At 75.5% G+C, this 16,185-nt stretch carries 13 protein-coding genes and 1 pseudogene; 12 read left to right on the top strand and 2 right to left on the bottom strand.

The window, feature by feature from the left end; all coding sequences use genetic code 11:
* The first annotated feature begins 81 nt into the window (after window positions 1-81).
* The 4 genes from ACFYNX_RS27865 to ACFYNX_RS27850 all read left to right on the top strand — a co-directional run bounded on the left by ACFYNX_RS27865 (window position 82) and on the right by ACFYNX_RS27850 (window position 5,446).
* Window positions 82-1,242: a hypothetical protein gene (locus ACFYNX_RS27865; RefSeq protein ID WP_388665213.1), complete on the top strand. Its 1,161-nt coding sequence runs from the start codon at window positions 82-84 to the stop codon at window positions 1,240-1,242.
* Between the two features lie 347 nt (window positions 1,243-1,589).
* Window positions 1,590-2,690, top strand: a complete 1,101-nt coding sequence (locus ACFYNX_RS27860) for a helix-turn-helix domain-containing protein (protein WP_365548179.1) — start codon at window positions 1,590-1,592, stop codon at window positions 2,688-2,690.
* A gap of 76 nt (window positions 2,691-2,766) precedes the next feature.
* Complete coding sequence (locus ACFYNX_RS27855) at window positions 2,767-3,309, top strand: FABP family protein (protein ID WP_388665211.1); 543 nt, start codon at window positions 2,767-2,769, stop codon at window positions 3,307-3,309.
* Window positions 3,310-3,358: 49 nt separating this feature from the next.
* Window positions 3,359-5,446 (top strand): prolyl oligopeptidase family protein, encoded by a 2,088-nt coding sequence (locus tag ACFYNX_RS27850; protein ID WP_388665209.1) that lies wholly within the window; start codon window positions 3,359-3,361, stop codon window positions 5,444-5,446.
* Here ACFYNX_RS27850 and ACFYNX_RS27845 read toward each other — a convergent pair.
* Window positions 5,394-6,377 (bottom strand): LuxR family transcriptional regulator, encoded by a 984-nt coding sequence (locus ACFYNX_RS27845; protein ID WP_388665207.1) that lies wholly within the window; start codon window positions 6,375-6,377, stop codon window positions 5,394-5,396. The two genes, ACFYNX_RS27850 and ACFYNX_RS27845, sit on opposite strands and share 53 nt — an antisense overlap.
* A 148-nt stretch (window positions 6,378-6,525) precedes the next feature.
* On the opposite strand from ACFYNX_RS27845, the gene ACFYNX_RS27840 reads away from it, so the two are divergent.
* The 8 genes and pseudogenes from ACFYNX_RS27840 (at window position 6,526) to ACFYNX_RS27805 (ending at window position 13,901) form a co-directional block, all read left to right on the top strand.
* Window positions 6,526-7,938, top strand: a complete 1,413-nt coding sequence (locus tag ACFYNX_RS27840) for an aminopeptidase P family protein (protein ID WP_388665205.1) — start codon at window positions 6,526-6,528, stop codon at window positions 7,936-7,938.
* Between the two features lie 196 nt (window positions 7,939-8,134).
* Window positions 8,135-9,322, top strand: coding sequence for an exo-alpha-sialidase (locus ACFYNX_RS27835; RefSeq protein ID WP_388665203.1), 1,188 nt, complete (start codon window positions 8,135-8,137; stop codon window positions 9,320-9,322).
* Between the two features lie 96 nt (window positions 9,323-9,418).
* Window positions 9,419-9,823, top strand: coding sequence for a nuclear transport factor 2 family protein (locus ACFYNX_RS27830; protein WP_388665201.1), 405 nt, complete (start codon window positions 9,419-9,421; stop codon window positions 9,821-9,823).
* Window positions 9,824-9,931: 108 nt separating this feature from the next.
* On the top strand, window positions 9,932-10,330 hold the full coding sequence (locus tag ACFYNX_RS27825) for an STAS domain-containing protein (protein ID WP_365548163.1): 399 nt from the start codon (window positions 9,932-9,934) through the stop codon (window positions 10,328-10,330).
* Window positions 10,331-10,391: 61 nt separating this feature from the next.
* Window positions 10,392-10,907: a PadR family transcriptional regulator gene (locus tag ACFYNX_RS27820; protein ID WP_365548160.1), complete on the top strand. Its 516-nt coding sequence runs from the start codon at window positions 10,392-10,394 to the stop codon at window positions 10,905-10,907.
* 165 nt (window positions 10,908-11,072) lie between these two features.
* Window positions 11,073-11,636, top strand: a pseudogene (locus ACFYNX_RS27815) (DUF2306 domain-containing protein); the annotation flags it as partial.
* 643 nt (window positions 11,637-12,279) lie between these two features.
* Window positions 12,280-13,230, top strand: coding sequence for a hypothetical protein (locus tag ACFYNX_RS27810; protein ID WP_388665496.1), 951 nt, complete (start codon window positions 12,280-12,282; stop codon window positions 13,228-13,230).
* A 32-nt stretch (window positions 13,231-13,262) separates the two neighbouring features.
* Window positions 13,263-13,901, top strand: a complete 639-nt coding sequence (locus ACFYNX_RS27805) for an isochorismatase family protein (RefSeq protein ID WP_388665483.1) — start codon at window positions 13,263-13,265, stop codon at window positions 13,899-13,901.
* A gap of 283 nt (window positions 13,902-14,184) precedes the next feature.
* On the opposite strand, the gene ACFYNX_RS27800 is transcribed toward ACFYNX_RS27805, so the two are convergent.
* Window positions 14,185-15,894: a protein kinase gene (locus ACFYNX_RS27800; protein ID WP_388665481.1), complete on the bottom strand. Its 1,710-nt coding sequence runs from the start codon at window positions 15,892-15,894 to the stop codon at window positions 14,185-14,187.
* Between the last annotated feature and the right edge of the window lie 291 nt (window positions 15,895-16,185).

The raw sequence follows: 16,185 nt of genomic DNA, 5'->3' as shown, positions 1-16,185 counted from the left end.
GGCCAACGGCCGTACTGAGCACCGGCAGCCGCACGGAGCCCCGGCGGCTCCACGAGACGCACCACCGACGGGGGACCACACATGACGTACCGGCGCGCGGCGATACCGGCGCTGATCGGCGGGCTGATCCTCGCCGCGCTCCTCTGGTGGGCGGGTGCGAGCACCCAGGCGCTGCACCTGCCCGGCACCGGAGGCACGCTCGGCGACGGGACGGCCGCCGAACTCGAACGCTGGCTGTCCCCCTGGGCGTACGACCCGCCGTCCGGGGTCCGCCTCGGCGCGGAGACGTCCGGCGGCACCGGGGACACCGCCACGAGCGACAGCGACCGCTACCGCGCGCTGTACGAGACCGGGCTCCAGATCCGCTTCGGCGCCCTCTTCGTCCTCTTCGCGCTCGGCGCGCTCCTCCTCGTCCGCAGGCTGCCGCCGGTCCGGGGCCGCACGACGGCCGCGTTCCTCGCGGTGTGGGCCTGGGGCGCGGTGGCCGGGGCCCTGGCGGTCACCGTGTCGACGCCGTGGCTGATCGCCGCGGCGGGGCACGGCAGTTACCGCTTCCTGCCCCAGTTGGCGGGCGCGGCCTCCTCGGGACGGCAGATCGTGCTGATCACCTCGCTGGTCGCGGCGGCGGCGACCGTGTTCACGGCCCGGATCGCCGTCAAGGACACCGAACCGCCGGCCCGCGCGGCCGTCCCGGCCCGCGCCGCGCGCCTGGCCGCCACCGCGGGGACGGCCCTGATCGCCCTGTCCCTGGTCGTCCTCTCGTACGACCGGGTCGCCGTCCTCCTCCAGACGGGTTTCACGGGCAGCGGCCTCCTCGCCGAACCGGGCGACCTGCTGCGCCAGTGGCTGCTGCTCGGCGGCTGGACCGGCCCGGCGGGCACGCCGGCCGGGGAGTGGCTCCTGTACCGCGCGCCCGACGCCCTGGTGCTCGTCGTGGTCTGGTGCGCCCTGCGGTGGCTGCCCGGCCTGCTCACCCGGGCCACCGTCCCCGCGACGGCGGTGGTCACGGTCTGCGCGACCGTCCTCGGCCTGCTGCTCTCCCAGGCGGCACGGATCGCGCTGAGCCCTGAGAGCCCGTACGGGGGCTTCGCGTACCGGATCGCCGGGCTCGGCCACGGCATCCCCGCCGCCCTCACCTGGGGCCTCCTCGCGGGCACGACCGCCGCCGTCGTCCTGCGGGTGACGGCACGGGGCGGGGAGCGGGCCCCCGCCCGACGACGGCGCGCCGGGGCGCCGACATGATCACGGAAGGTGATCACCACTGATCACACCCGGTCCGCGAACTCGTCTAACGTGTCTCCGCACGCTTCACGGACCGAAAACGGATGGGACAGGGCCCTTGCCGTCGTCGTCGCCCCCCCGGCGCCGACGACGGCAAGGGAACCAGGAGCCCGCGGCCGCCCCCTCGAACGGCCGCCGGCTCCCGGCGTAAACAGCTCCTCACGCGGTGAGCTGTGGAGGATCCCCCCCGTCCACCCCGCGCAAGGACAGGCATGACGCTAGACCGACTCCCACCCCCGCCCAAGGGCCCCACGCGCCACGGACAAGGCCTGACGTGCCACGACGGCCCGGTACGCGCCCGTGAGCCGGTGGAGCCGGCCCCCGCGGAGGCCCCGCGGCTCCCCGGCACGACTCCGGCGGCCTTCACCCGCCTGAACGCGGTGGCCGCCGCGCGCATCGGAGTCGACCCGGCCGCGTACGCCCATCTGCTCGGCATGGCCCCCGAACACCTGCGGGAGGACCGCTACCGGCCACCGGCGTCCACCAACATCCGCATCTGGGAGCTCATGACCCTGCAGGCCCCGTGGCACGAGGTCTCCCTGAACATGTCCCGCGCGAGCACCCTGGGAACCCTCGGCCTCTGGGACTACCTCCTCACCCAGGCGGCGACGCCGCTCGAAAGCCTCCGCGACGCCTCCGGCTTCATCGCCACGGTGGCGGACGCCGGCACCGAGGCCCTGCGGATCGACGTGGACGACCGGCACGTCACCATCAGCCACGTCAACGCGGCCGACCTCACCGACGAGGTCGCCTCCGCGATACGGGCCTACTCCCTCGCCCTGTTCCGGCAGAGGTTCAGCGAGAGCACCCGCCGCGACATCACCCCCGTCAAGGTCTCCCTCGCGGCACGCGCCCCCCGGACGCACCGCAGCCTCGCGGAGATGTACGGCACCCGGGCCGTCGAGTTCGCCAGTCCCGTCAACTCCATCACCTTCGAGACCGCCGACCTCACGGCGCCCCAGCCCCACGCCCCCGGCCTCTCCGCCCACCTGCGCAGACACGCCCGGCAGTCGCTGGACGAGGCCGTTCCCCTGCACGACTGGCTCGACGTCTTCCGCGCCACCCTCCGGACCGCCCTGGACGAGGAGACCCCCACCCTGCGGGACGCGGCCCGGCGGATGGCGCTCAGCACCCGCACGCTCCAGCGCCGCCTCGACGAACACCGGACCAGTTGGACGGAGGAGCTCCAGACCGTACGGCGCGAACACGCCCTCCGCCTGCTCGCGACCACCGGCATGACCCTCGACGCCATCGCCCGGCGCACCGGCTACGCCGACCCCCGCGGCCTGCGCCGTGCCGTCCACCGCTGGACCGGACAACCCGTCGCCGCCCTCCGCGCCCACGACGAGGACGGACACGCCGCGGAACCACCGGCCGCGGCGCTCCGCCCCGACCGGGGAGAATCCTGAGTCCCCGCACGACCCCGCCGAAGAGAACGACGTCCGGGCCGCGCACCGCGCGGTCCACGCCCCAGGAGCACGCCCCATGAGCGACCGCGACCGGCAGTACCCCTACCCCGACGCCCTCCGCCCGGACGCGGAGCCCGCGCCCCACGCCCTGCTCGCCCCGGTCCTCGGACTCCTGGGGACCTGGACCGGCCGGGGACGCGGCGGATACCCGTCGCTCGACGAGGACTTCGCGTACGAGCAGGAGGTCACGTTCAGCCACGACGGGCGGCCCTTCCTCCACTACGAGGCGCGCGCCTGGCTGATCGACGCGGACGGCACCCCGCTGCGGCCCTCGGCGCGGGAGAGCGGCTGGTGGCGGCTCCAGCCGGAGGGGCGCGTCGAGGCGCTGATCACCCAGCCCACCGGCATCGCGGAGCTCTCCGTCGGCCGCGCGGACGGCACCGCCGTCGACCTCGCCACCCACGAGGTCGCCCTCGCCCCCACCGCCAAGCGGGTCGACGCCACCCGCCGCCGCTACACCCTCGCCGGCCCGGACACCCTCGACGTCGTCCACGACCTCGCGGCCGTCGGCCGGCCGCTCCAGCACCACCTGGGCGTACGGCTGCGCCGGACCGCCTGACACCGGCGGCCCCCTTCGCCCGCGCGCGCCGGTCCCGCACAATACGGGGGTGAGCGATGACGACCCGTACCTGTGGCTGGAAGAAGTCTCCGGCGACGCCGCCCTCGCGTGGGTGGCCGAGCGGAACGCCGAGACGGCGGAGGCCCTGGCCGCCGACCCCGGGTTCGCCCCGCTGAAGGAGCGGCTGCGGGAGGTGCTCGACGCCTCGGACCGCATCCCGTACACCACCCGGCGCGGCGCGCACCTCTACAACTTCTGGCAGGACGCCGAGCACGTGCGCGGGCTGTGGCGGCGCACGACCCTGGAGCAGTACCGCAAGGACGAGCCCGAGTGGGAGGTCCTCCTCGACGTCGACGCGCTCGCCGCCGGGGAGGACGAGAAGTGGGTGTGGGACGGGGCGACCGTGCGCCGGCCCGGCCACGACCGGGCCCTGGTGCGCCTGTCGCGGGACGGCGCCGACGCCGCCGTGGTCCGCGAGTTCGACCTGGAGACGAAGGAGTTCGTCGCGGACGGCTTCCGGGTGCCGGAGGCGAAGACGCAGATCGGCTGGATCGACGCCGACACCGTCTTCGTCGGCACCGACACCGGACCGGGCTCCCTCACCGAATCCGGCTACCCCCGCACGGTCCGCAGGTGGCGGCGCGGGACCCCGCTGGAGACGGCCGCGACGGTCTTCGAGGCCGAGGCGGCGGACGTGTCCGCCTGGGGGTACCACGACGACACCCCCGGCTTCGAGCGGGACTTCGTCGGCCGCTCGCTGGACTTCTTCCGCGGCGAGACGTACCTCCTGGAGCCCGACGGGACGCCCGTACGGATCGACGTGCCCGACGACGCCTCCGCCTACGCGCACCGCCGGCACCTGATCGTCACCCCGAGGTCCGCGTGGCTGGGGCAACCGAGCGGTTCCCTCCTCGCGTTCGACTTCGACGCCTTCCTGGCGGGCGACCGCACCTTCGAGGTCCTGTTCACCCCCGACGAGCGGACCGCCCTCGCCGGGCACACCTGGACCCGCCACCACCTGATCCTCCAGACGATGCGCGACGTCAGCACCCGCATCGAGGTCCTCACCCCCACCGACGCGGGCCCCTGGGAGCGCGCGCCCCTCGTCGGGGTCCCGCCCCTCTCCGAGGTCGGCGTCACCGACACGGACCCGGACCGCTCCGACGAGTACTTCCTCGACGTGTCCGGGTTCCTCCAGCCCTCCACCCTCCACCGGGGCGAGATCGGCGGCGACACCGAGGTCCTCAAGCAGGCCCCGGCCCGCTTCGACGCGACCGGCCTGACCGTCGCCCAGCACTTCGCGACCTCCCGGGACGGCACGCGCGTGCCGTACTTCGTCATCGGCCCCGACCACGCCGCCACCGGCCCCGGCCCCACCCTGCTCTACGGCTACGGAGGCTTCGAGGTCTCCCTCACCCCCTCCTACGGCGCCGTACGGGGCCGGGCCTGGCTGGAGCGCGGCGGCACCCACGTCGTCGCCAACATCCGGGGCGGCGGCGAGTACGGCCCCGACTGGCACCAGGCCGCGCTCGGCGCCGCACGGCCGCGCGCCTTCGAGGACTTCGCTGCCGTCGCCGAGGACCTCGTCGCTCGGGGCGTCACCACCCCGGACCGGCTCGGCGCGGTGGGCGGCAGCAACGGCGGCCTGCTCATGGGCGCGATGCTCACCCGGCACCCCGAGCTGTTCGGCGCGATCGTCGCGCAGGTGCCGCTCCTCGACATGACCCGCTTCCACAAGCTCCTCGCGGGCGCGTCCTGGATCGCCGAGTACGGCGACCCGGACGACGAGGCCGACCTGCCGCACCTGCGGGACCTCTCCCCGTACCACCGCCTGGAGGCGGACCGGCCCTACCCGCCCGTCCTCCTGACGACCTCGACCCGCGACGACCGCGTCCACCCCGGCCACGCCCGCAAGACGGCGGCGCGGCTCCGGGAGCTCGGCCACCGCGTCCTGTTCCACGAGAACACCGGCGGCGGCCACGCGGGCGCGGGGGACAACGAACAGGCCGCCCACAACAGCGCCCTCCTGCACACCTTCCTGTGGCAGAACCTCACGAAGCCGGAGGACCGGGGGACGGCCGGCGTCACAGCCACCCCGAGCGCTGCGCCTGGAGCGCCATCTGGAACCGGCTCATAGCACCGAGCCGGGCCATCAGGACCTGGATCCGGCGGAAGAGCGTACGGCGGCTGACCCCCAGCTCCCGGGCGACGACGTCGTCGCCCGCCCCGGCCGCGAGCAGCCGGAGCAGCCGGCGGTCGGCGGGCAGCAGCCCCGCCGGCCGCACCGAACGGCCGTGCAGGGGCAGGGCGCCGCGCCAGGTCTGCTCGAAGAGCGCCACGAGCGCCGAGAGCAGACCGCACGGCTGCACCACGAGCATGCTGTTGTGGACGTCGGCCTCCCTGATGGAGAGCGACACCAGCGCGTACGCCTCGTCGATGATCAGCAGTTTCACCGGCACCGACGGCAGCACCCGCGCCTGCTCGCCCGCCTCCACGCACGGCTCGATCGACTCCTCCAACTGCCCCGGGTGCTCCAGGGACGCCTGCGAGTAGACGACCCGCTGCGTGATCCCGCGCGCCAGGGTCGCGAGCGCGTCGTCGGTGGCGCCCGGCAGCGGGAAGTACGGCGGCGAGTCGAGCTGCCGGATCTGCTCCCGCGCGCTGGCCCACGCCTGCCGCATCCGGGGCCCGACCGCCTCCCCGGTCACCACCTCGACCAGATCGTCGTGGTACGCCGCGAGCCGCTGCCGCCGGAACGCCTCGAACGCCCCGCCGACCGCGATCCGGGACTCGTCCAGTTCGGCCGCCCGGTGCCGGCCGAGGATCTCCAGACCCGCCGCCGGAGGCACGGGCGCCACCGGGTCCCCGCCGTCCGCGACGGCGCTCGCCAGACCCGCGCCGACCAGCTCGCCGTACGCCGCCGCGAGCCCGTCGCCCGCCAGACCGGCCGCCGCGCCGACCACGTCCAGCGGCGCGGGCCCGAGGTCCAGGAGGTGCGGGTAGAGCCGCCGGGCCCCCTCCCCGATCCCCAGGAGCCGGAGCGCCTCACCGAGCTTCACGTTCGCCATGGCCGCATTATCGCGGCCGCCACGGCCCGCCACGTCCGATCCGTGCCACTGGCGGATCCCGGCCACCAGCGGGCGCCGGGCGCAGTACCGTCCGGGGGCCGCCGACGCCCGGCGGTCGCGGGCACCCGACCGGAAGAAGGAGCAGGACATGGCGAAGGGTCGCAAGAACGGTCTCTACGAAGGCGTCTCCGAGGAACTCTCCGCCCTCATGAGGACGGGGTGGGCGGACACCGAGCGGCACGGGCTCGAACCCGACGAGCAGGCCCCGTACGCAGCCCGCCGCCGCGCCGCGCTCTCCGCGCTCTTCCCCGGCGAGCGCCTGGTCGTCCCCTCGGGCAACCTCAAGCAGCGCTCCAACGACGACACCTACCCGTTCCGTCCGTACTCGGGCTACGTGCACCTGACCGGCGACCGGGCCCGCGACGGCGCCCTCGTCCTCGAACCCCGCGACGGCGGCGGCCACGACGCGTACTGCTACCAACTGCCCCGCGACGGCCGGGAGGACGACGAGTTCTGGATCGGCTACACGGCCGAGCTGTGGACCGGGCGCCGCCGCTCCCTCGACGAGTCCGGGGCCGTCCTCGGGCTGCCCTGCCGCGACGTCCGCACCGCCGCCGAGGACCTGGCCGCCGGCTCCGGCGTCCCGACCCGGATCGTCCGGGGCGTCGACCCGGCGCTCGAAGCGGCCGTCACCACCGACGAGGAGCGCGACGAGGAGCTGGAGGAGGCGCTGAGCGGCCTCCGGCTCGTCAAGGACGCCTGGGAGATCGGCGAGCTGCGCAAGGCGGTCGACTCGACCGTGCGCGGCTTCACCGACTGCGTCGCGGAGCTCTCCCGCGCGGTCGCCTCCTCCGAGCGCTGGATCGAGGGCACCTTCTTCCGCCGGGCCCGCCTGGAGGGCAACTCCGTCGGCTACGGTTCGATCTGCGCCGCCGGCGAGCACGCCACGATCATGCACTGGACGGACAACGACGGGCCGGTGCGCCCCGGCGACCTGCTCCTCCTCGACGCCGGCGTGGAGACCCGCACCCTCTACACCGCCGACGTCACACGCACCCTTCCGATCAGCGGCACCTTCACCCCCGTCCAGCGCCGGGTGTACGACGCCGTGCACGAGGCGCAGGAGGCCGGGATGGCGGCGGTGCGGCCGGGCGCCCCCTACCGCGCCTTCCACGAGGCGGCGCAGCGCAGCCTGACGGCCCGGCTCGTCGAGTGGGGGTTCGTCGAGGGCCCGGTGGACCGCGCGTACGCCCTCGGCCTCCAGCGCCGCTTCACCATGGCGGGCACCGGCCACATGCTGGGCCTGGACGTCCACGACTGCGCGCGGGCGCGCACGGAGGAGTACGTCGACGGCGTCCTCGCGCCGGGCATGGTCCTGACCGTCGAGCCGGGCCTGTACTTCCAGCCCGACGACCTGACGGTGCCCGAGGAGTGGCGCGGCATCGGCGTCCGCATCGAGGACGACCTGCTCGTCACCGACGACGGCCACGAGAACCTGTCGGCGGGCCTGCCGCGCTCGGCGGACGAGGTCGAGGCGTGGATGGCGAGGGTGGCGGGCTGACGGGGGCGGCGGGCCGACCGGAGTGACGGGCCGCCGATGGGGGGTTACGGGCTGACCGGAGTGAGGGGCCGACGGGGGCTTACAGGCCTGCGGCACGGCGCGCCGTGCCGCCCGGCGGGGCTCCCCGCCCGGAGACTGTCCGGGAAGACCGCCGGGCGGCGGTCCGGGGGACGGTGCGACGGCAGGGAGGGTCCGCATGACGGTCGTCCGGACCTGGGGAGCGCTCCTGCTGACCGTGGCGGGGACGACCCCGGCCCTGGTCCCGGCACCGGCCCCGCCCCTGACGTCGTGCGTGGTGTCCGTCCCGTACACCGCCGGGACCGGCGGCTACGCGAGCTACCGCATCCCGGCCGCCGTGCGGACCCGCGGGGGCGCCGTCCTCGCCTTCGCCGAGGGGCGGGTCACCGGCGGCGGGGACAGCGGGCACATCGACGTCGTGGTGCGGCGCTCGGAGGACGGCGGGTGCACCTGGGGACCGCTCCGGGTCGTCGCCGACGGGGACGGCGACACGCGCGGCAACCCCGCGCCGGTCGTCGACCCGCGCTCCGGCGACGTGGTCCTGCTCAGCTCGTACAACGGCGCGGAGGCGACGGAGGAGCTGATCCTGCGCGGTGAGGTGCCGGCCGACCGGGGGCGCCGGGTCTTCGTCCAGCGCAGCGCCGACGACGGAAGGACCTTCTCCGCGCCGCGCGAGATCACCGCGCGCGTGAAGCTCCCCGGATGGCGCTGGTACGCCACCGGGCCGGGCCACGCCCTCGCCCTGACCCGGGGACCGCACGCGGGACGGCTCGTCGTCCCCGCCGACCACTCGGCGGCACCGCCCGCCGGGTCCACCGACACCGGACGGGAGCCCCGGTACTACGGGGCGCACGCGCTCCTCAGCGACGACGGCGGGCGCTCCTGGCGCCTCGGATTCGTGGACGCCACCCACGACGGCCACGTCAACGCCAACGAGACGACCGCCGCCGAACTCCCGGACGGCAGGATCTACCTCAACACCCGCGACCAGCTCGGTACGGCTCCGGGCAACCGCGCGGACGCCGTCTCGGGCGACGGCGGCGCCACCCTCGCACGGCCCTTCGCGCCCCAGCCCGCCCTGGACCGCGTCCCCGTCGTGCAGGGCAGCCTCCTGCACGCGGGCGGGGCCCTGCTGTTCTCGGCCCCCTCGGTGCCGGACGTCCGCGCCGAACCCGCCGTCTGGCGCCTCGCGGACGACGGCGGGACCGCCGCGCGGGTGCTGGCCGTCTCCCGGAGGAAGGCCGGCTACTCGGACCTGGTGCCCCTGGACGCCGGGACGGTCGGCCTGCTCCACGAGACCGGGACCGCGAGCCCGTACGAGACCCTGGAGTTCCGCCGCCTCCCCCTGGCGGAGCTGACGGGCTGACCCGGACCGCCTCCGGCGGCGACCCCTGGACGGAACGCGGACCATACGGTTAGCTGCTTCCGCACCTACTCAACTAGTTGCCTATGGAGTCGCGCCGTGCACCCGTTCCGTACCGCCGTGGAGAACCGCGACCTCGACGCCGTCGAGGCCCTGCTCGCCGAGGACGTCGTCTTCACCAGCCCCGTCGCCTTCCACCCGTACCCCGGCAAGGCCCTCACCGCCGCGATCCTGCGCGGGGTCCTGCGCGTCTTCTCCGACTTCCGGTACGTCCGCGAGATCGAGGGCGCGGACGGGCGCGACCACGCGCTCGTCTTCACCGCGAAGGTCGGGGACAAGGAGATCAACGGCTGCGACTTCCTCCACTTCGACGAGGAGGGGAGGATCGACGAGTTCACCGTCATGGTCCGCCCCCTCTCCGCCGCCCAGGCGCTCGCCGCCGCCATGGGTGCCGAGTTCGACCGCGTCAGGGAGGAGGCCGCAGGCCTCCGACCTGCGGAATAGAGCCGGCATTCGCCGATTCGGGTGACAGGGGGGAAGGTTGAACATCATCTCCGGGTAGGAGGGCGTCACGCTCGACGTGACACGCGGAGCCACCCCCTGGAGAGGTTCATGCAATTGATCCCCCGTCAAGGCCGCCACCTGGAGGCGAGTTCGTCCGGCGGTCGCACCGTCGTCGCCCTTCGGGGCGAGCTCGACCTCGTCCTGGTACGGCGCCTGCGACCCGGACTCGACGCCCTGGTCCGGGAGGCCGACGCCCTGACCCTCGACATCCGGGGACTCACCTTCTGCGACGCCAGCGGACTCGGCCTCCTCGTCCGCTGCGCCCAGCGCACGCGCGCACGGGGCGCGCGCTGGCGGCTCCTCTGCGACCAGCCGAGGATCCTCCGGCTCATCCGCCTGACCGCCCTCTGGGACGTCCTCCGCCCGGAGCCCGCACCGCCCGGCGGGCCCGGCTCTCCGGGCCGTTCCCCCTCCGGCCGTTCCCCCTCGGGACGCGCCGTGCCGTAGCGCCGGCCGGCGTGCCGCTCCGCGCGGCCCGGGCGGAAGGGGGCCGGGGTACGGTCGCCGCATGTCTGAAGTCCGGTTGACCACGCCCTCGTACCTCGTGCTCGGCATCATCGACAAACTGGGCGAGGCCAGCCCGTACGACGTGAAGGTCGAGGCGGCGCGGACCGTGGCGCCGTTCTGGTCCGTGCCGCACGCGCAGGTCTACGCCCAGTGCGACCGGCTCCTGGAGGCGGGACTCCTCTCGGAGGTGCGGCAGCCCGGAGGCCGGAACCGGCGGCTGATGAGCCTCACCGGGGCGGGCGCGGCCGCCCTGCGCGACTGGCTCGCCGATCCGGCCTTCGTCCCCGTCGAGGCCCGTGAGCGCGGCATCCTCAAGCTGTGGTTCGGGGCCAGCCCGCGCGTCCACGCCCCCGTCCAGGTCGAGGAGCACCGGAAGACCCTCGACGGGTACGAGGAACTGGCCCGCGACGTGGGCGAACTGCTCACGCGCGGACAGCGCGAGGCGCTGGAGTTCGGCATCCGCTACGAGCGGATGATGGTCGACTTCTGGCAGTGGGTCGAGAGCCGGGAGCCGTGACCCCGCTCCCCCGAAGTCCCGGTCCCTCGCGCGGATTCTTGTTACCGACCGGTTGACCCCGCCACCGCGCCCCCCTACCTTCCTCCGTAGACCCTCCATGGTCCAGACAGGACTATCGCGGTTGCGCACACGCGAACACCCGGGGACGGCGAAGGGGGAACCGCCGTGGAACGTCGACGACCGGCAGGCACCGGACGGGGGCGGGCGGCCGCCCTCGCGGTGACGGTGGTCTGCCTGGCGTACGCGCCGATCGCCGTCACCGAACTCTGGCCGTACGCCCGGCCGGGCGCGCCCGCCCTCGGCGAATGGGTCCTCGGCCGGACCGTCTCGCCGGAGTTCGTGGCCGAGGCCGTCCGCGACCGGGCGGAACCGTACGCGCGCAGCCTGGTCCCGCTGATCGTGCACTCGGTCCTCGGCGGCCTGCTGATGCTGCTCGGACCCGTGCAGCTCCTCTCGGCCGTCCGGCGCCGCGTCCGGCTGCACCGGACCGCCGGGGCCGTCTTCGCCGTCACCGTGTACGCGTCGATGGCGGGCGCCGCCCTCTACCTGGCGCGCACCCCGCCGGCGGAGGCGTTCAGCGGTGCCGCGTTCTGGATCGTCCTCGCCACCATCCTGGTGGGCACCGTCGGCAGCGTGACCTCCGGCGTCCTCGCCGCCGTCCGGGGCTTCCCGGACCTGCACCAGCGCTGGATGCTCCTCTGCTACGGCTTCCTGATGACCGCTCCGCTGCTGCGGCTCGAATGGGGCGCGCTGCCCCGGCTCTACCCGGGGCTCGACATCCTCGACGTCAACCGCGTCGCGCTCATGCACCTCGGCGCGCTCGTCGCCTTCGGCGCCCTGCTCGCCTCCCGCGCCCTCGACCGGCGCACCGCCGTCCCCGGCCTGACCGGCACCTGGTGCCCCGCGCCGGTCCGGGCCGCCGCCCACCTCGCGGGCGCCGCCGGCCTGGGGTGGCTCACCCCCTCGTTCCTCGACGGGGGCACGGCGGGGCGGCGGCTCCTGCTCGCGTACCTCGTCCCGTACGGGGTGACGTACGCCGTCATGGCCGTGCGGGCGGCGCGCGCCCGGGCCCGGGGGGCCCACTGGGCCGCCGAGGAGTGGGGACTGCACCTCGCCGCCCTGTGCCTGGCCCCCGCGTTCTCGGCGGCGACGGTCCCGGTCCTGGAGCGCGCCTTCGGCCTCGACCGGCCGACGGCCCTGATCGCGGGCGTCGGCATCGGCTGCGGCGTCCTCGCGTACGCGGCCGTCACGGTGGTGAGCCTGCGGATCCTGCACGCGCGCGAAGTCCTCAGGAGGCGGGGGGAGCCGGCGGACGGCCTGCCTCCCGCGCACACCGGGCCCGGGACGGTCGCCGTCGGGGAAGAGAGCGGACATGAGCGGCACCGGACGGCGGCCGGCCGTGGACGGAGGGACGCACGACGGCGGGACGCCCGATGGAGGGGCGCTCGACGGAGGGACGTCGGACGGCCGGGAACTCTCGCCCGGCATCGTGGTCCTGAGCAGTGTGGTCGGGGGCGTCAGCCTCACCGTCGGCGCCCTGCTCGCCGTCACGAGCCTGGCCGGGTACGCGGCGGGCGCCTGGGTGTCCCCGGAGGCGCTCAGCCCCGGACTCCTCGGCGCGGCGATGGCCGGCGTGGCACCCGCCCTCCTCACGATCGGCCGGGCCCGCGTCTGGGAGGAGGTACGAAGCCTCGTCCTGCCGCTCGTCACCGTCCTGGTCGGCCTCTTCGCGGTGAGCCTCCTGAACGGCGGCAGCCTCCAGGCGGCCGAGGGGAGGCCGCTGTTCCTCGCCCTGTTCAGCCTCGGCTGGGTCGCCGTCCTCGGCGTCCTCGCGCTCGGCGCCGTGGGCTGCCTCGTCGCGCAGTACCGGGCACGGGCGCGACCGGCGGCGGAGGGCAGGCGGGAGCCCGCCGCCCCGTTGCCCGCCTGGTCGAAACCGCCGCTCGCCGTGCTCGGCTCCGGCTGGCTCGGCATCGGGGCCGGCCTCCTCGCCCTCCCCGCCTTCTGGGGCCCGCTCGTGCCGTGGACGGTGAACCGCGCCGACGCGCAGGGCCTGGGGGTGTGGGCGCTCGCCCTCGGCATCGGCGTCCTCGCCTCCCTGGCCGAGGACGACCTGACCCGCCTCCGCCCGGCCCTCGGCGCGGTCCCGGCCGTGGCCCTCGCCGCCGCCGTCGTCCTGGCCGTCCACGCCCCGGACGTCGACTGGGCGTCGGGCCCCGGCGCCTCCCTCGTCGCCCTCCTCGCCGGCCTCCTGGCGACGGGCGTCTCCGGCCGGTGGCTCCTGAACAGGGCGTCCCGCGCTCCGAGGGCCGAAATCCCGTAGCGGTGGGGGCGGGCGGGCGACAGGATGCCGAAATGACCGACAGCACACAGCCCACGGACGCCCCGACCCCGAACACCCCCGCCGCGGACACCCCGGTCCCGGACCTCCCGCCCGTCGACGCCCTGATCGTCGTGGACGTGCAGACGGCGTTCGTCACCGGTGACGGGGCCGTGCCCGGGGCGGAACGGCTCGTCGACCGCACGACGGACCTGATCGCCCGGGCCCGGCGGGACGGGGCGCTCGTCGTCCACCTCCAGAACGACGGCCCGCCCGGGTCCGAGGACGAACCCCACACCCCCGGCTGGGAGTTGCACCACCGCGTGGAACCGGGCCCCCGGGAGCTGGTGATCCGCAAGCCCGAGGACGACGGCTTCCGGCGCACGCCCCTGGGCGGCGTCCTCACCGGCGCGGGGGTACGGGCGGTCGCCGTCTGCGGGGTGATGTCGGAGATGTGCGTGCAGGCGACGGCCCGTACGGCCCTGGCCCGCGGCTACCGGGTCGTCGTGCCCCACGACGCGCACGCCACCCAGGACGTCCCGGCGGTCCCGGGAATCGCCGAGACGGTCCCGGCCGCGACGGTCTCACGGGTGGCGGCGTACGCCCTCGGAAGCGACGCGGAGGTCACCGCCCCGGCTGCCGCCGTCACGTTCACGGCCCCCGGGAGGGCCTGACCGCCGGCCCCGAACGAGCGGAACGCGCCACGAACTCGTCCCGGAACGACGGCGAGCGGGCTGTTCGAAGGCTTGTCGACCTCTCTGCGGTGGAGGGAACATCCGACGCCCGCCGGTGCCGAACCCGGCGCACCGCCCGCTTCCGCGGGGCGCCGACGTCACGGACGAGGTCGTCCGCCCGCTCGCGGGGCGCTCCGGACCTCGTCGAGGATCCGGCGGACGGGGCGGCGGAGGCGGCGGGGGCATTCCGCCACCCCGAGGCCGGCCCGGCGGATCGGGGCCGTCAGTCCTCGAGGGGATAGGTGGCGGTCACCCGTCCCTTCGCGTCGGCCGCCAGATAGGCGGATCCGTACGCGCCGGACAGGTAGACGCTCATCCCGGCGTCGCTGTTCGTCAGTGTCGAGGCCGGGCTGACGACCAGGTAGCGGCTGGTCGGATCCTTCACCCCCAGCTCCTTCTCGGCACGCTTCAGGAGCGTCGGCAGGGCGTCCCACGCGAAGGAGTCCAGGTCCACCGGGACCGAGCCGGGGAAGACGGTGCCGCCGGGGCCCTGCCGGACGGCCACGTCCCCGCCCCGGTACATGTACTGGTCGTACCGCTTCGTGCTGCCCTTGACCATCGCCTCGGCGATCGCGTAGTCCGGGTACACGACGAACCTGCTGACCTTGGCGCCGCCCGAGGCCTCCTCGACGGCGGCGACGGCGGCCCGGACCCCGGCGGGCGTCAGCAGGTCCGCCTTGCCGGCGGTCTCCTCCGCCGTGGGCTCCTCCGCGGGGGCCGTCGTGGGCGCCGCCGACCCCACGGGCCGCTGGGCGCCCGGGACCTGCTGCGAGGGGGCGGCGACGGTCGGCCGGTCGTCCGGCTCGTGCGCTCCCCGGTCCCAGTTCACGACGGCGACGGGTATCCCCACCGCCAGGACCGCCACCACGGCGGCCGCCACGACGAGGCGCCGCCCGCGCCGCCGCCCGGGAGCGCCCGCCGCCACCGGGGCGGTCGCGGGGGACGCGCTGGGAAAGTCCGCCGGGGCGCCCGCCCCCGGAACCCCCGTCGGACCCGCGGCCGGCGGCGCGAGGTGGAACGAGGTCGCCCCCTCGGGACCGGCTCCGGGACCTCCGTGGCCTGCGTACCCGGCCGTCCCGGAGCCCGGCGCCCCGAAACCGGGCGTCCCCGACCCCGGCGCCCCGAAGCCCGGCACCCGGTCCCGTACCGCCCCGCCGTCCCCCGGCGCCCCCGTCGCGACGGCCGCCAGAGCCCGGTCCAGCTCCTCCGCGCCCGGGCGCGCCGCCGGGTCCCGTACGAGGAGCCGGGTCAGTACGCCGGTCAGCGCGCCGGCCCGGACCGGGGGAGGCACGTCGTCGGAGATGACCGCCGCCAGGGTCGCCAGGGTGTTCTCCCTGCGCAGCGGATGGCGGCCCTCCACCGCCACGTACAGCAGCATGGCCAGCGACCACAGGTCGGCCGCCGGGCCGCTCGTGCCGCCCCGGATCCGCTCGGGCGCCATGTAGTCCGGCGAGCCGATGATCGAACCGGAGGCGGTCAGGGAGGTGGACTCCTGGATCGCCGCGATGCCGAAGTCGGTGAGGACCGGCCGCCCGTCGGGCCGCAGCAGGACGTTGGCGGGCTTCACGTCGCGGTGCTCGATGCCCAGGCCGTGGGCGGCGCGCAGCGCCGAGAGCAGCTCGCGGCCGAGCGCGGCGGCCTCGGCGGGGGCCATCGTGCCCCGGTCGAGCCGGTCCTGGAGCGAGCCCCCGGTGACCAGCTCCATCACGAGCCACGGATAGGTGCCCTCGCCCGCGTCCACGATGTGGTGGATCGTCACCACGCCGGGGTGGTCGATCCGGGCCAGGGCGCGCGCCTCCCGCAGCACCCGCTCCCGCAGGGTCCGCGCGCCCTCGGTGTCGTACTCGGCCATCGCGGGGTCCGGCGGACGCACCTCCTTGAGCGCCACGTCCCGGTGGAGGGCCAGGTCGCGGGCGCGCCACACCGTCCCCATGCCGCCCCCGCCCAGCCGCTCCACCAGCTCGAAACGGCCGTCGATCACTCTGCTCACGCGCGCACCCCTGTACTCGGGTCGTTCTCTGGTCCTCGGAGCGGTACCGGCCCCCCGGCCGGCCCGCCGCCCCCTTCGCCGTACACGTTCACGTCCGCCCGAGTCCGTACGGATCCGCGTCCCGTACGGATCCGCATCCCGTACGGATCCACGTCCCGTACGCGTCCACCCGGAGCGTCCGCCCAGATCTTCGCCGTTACCGGCCCGTACTGTCACCTTCCGCCCCCGAGCGCC

This window comes from Streptomyces sp. NPDC007872, assembly GCF_042868165.1.
Lineage (GTDB): Bacteria > Actinomycetota > Actinomycetes > Streptomycetales > Streptomycetaceae > Streptomyces.
This window is presented reverse-complemented; position numbering and strand designations above follow the sequence as displayed.

Excerpts from the sequence above, each read along its gene's own strand:
- ACFYNX_RS27865 (WP_388665213.1), top strand. The coding sequence starts at position 82 with ATGACGTACCGGCGCGCGGCGATACCGGCGCTGATCGGCGGGCTGATC.
- ACFYNX_RS27855 (WP_388665211.1), top strand. The coding sequence starts at position 2,767 with ATGAGCGACCGCGACCGGCAGTACCCCTACCCCGACGCCCTCCGCCCG.
- ACFYNX_RS27845 (WP_388665207.1), bottom strand. The coding sequence starts at position 6,377 with ATGGCGAACGTGAAGCTCGGTGAGGCGCTCCGGCTCCTGGGGATCGGG.
- ACFYNX_RS27840 (WP_388665205.1), top strand. The coding sequence starts at position 6,526 with ATGGCGAAGGGTCGCAAGAACGGTCTCTACGAAGGCGTCTCCGAGGAA.
- ACFYNX_RS27835 (WP_388665203.1), top strand. The coding sequence starts at position 8,135 with ATGACGGTCGTCCGGACCTGGGGAGCGCTCCTGCTGACCGTGGCGGGG.
- ACFYNX_RS27825 (WP_365548163.1), top strand. The coding sequence starts at position 9,932 with ATGCAATTGATCCCCCGTCAAGGCCGCCACCTGGAGGCGAGTTCGTCC.
- ACFYNX_RS27820 (WP_365548160.1), top strand. The coding sequence starts at position 10,392 with ATGTCTGAAGTCCGGTTGACCACGCCCTCGTACCTCGTGCTCGGCATC.
- ACFYNX_RS27810 (WP_388665496.1), top strand. The coding sequence starts at position 12,280 with ATGAGCGGCACCGGACGGCGGCCGGCCGTGGACGGAGGGACGCACGAC.
- ACFYNX_RS27805 (WP_388665483.1), top strand. The coding sequence starts at position 13,263 with ATGACCGACAGCACACAGCCCACGGACGCCCCGACCCCGAACACCCCC.
- ACFYNX_RS27800 (WP_388665481.1), bottom strand. The coding sequence starts at position 15,894 with ATGGGGACGGTGTGGCGCGCCCGCGACCTGGCCCTCCACCGGGACGTG.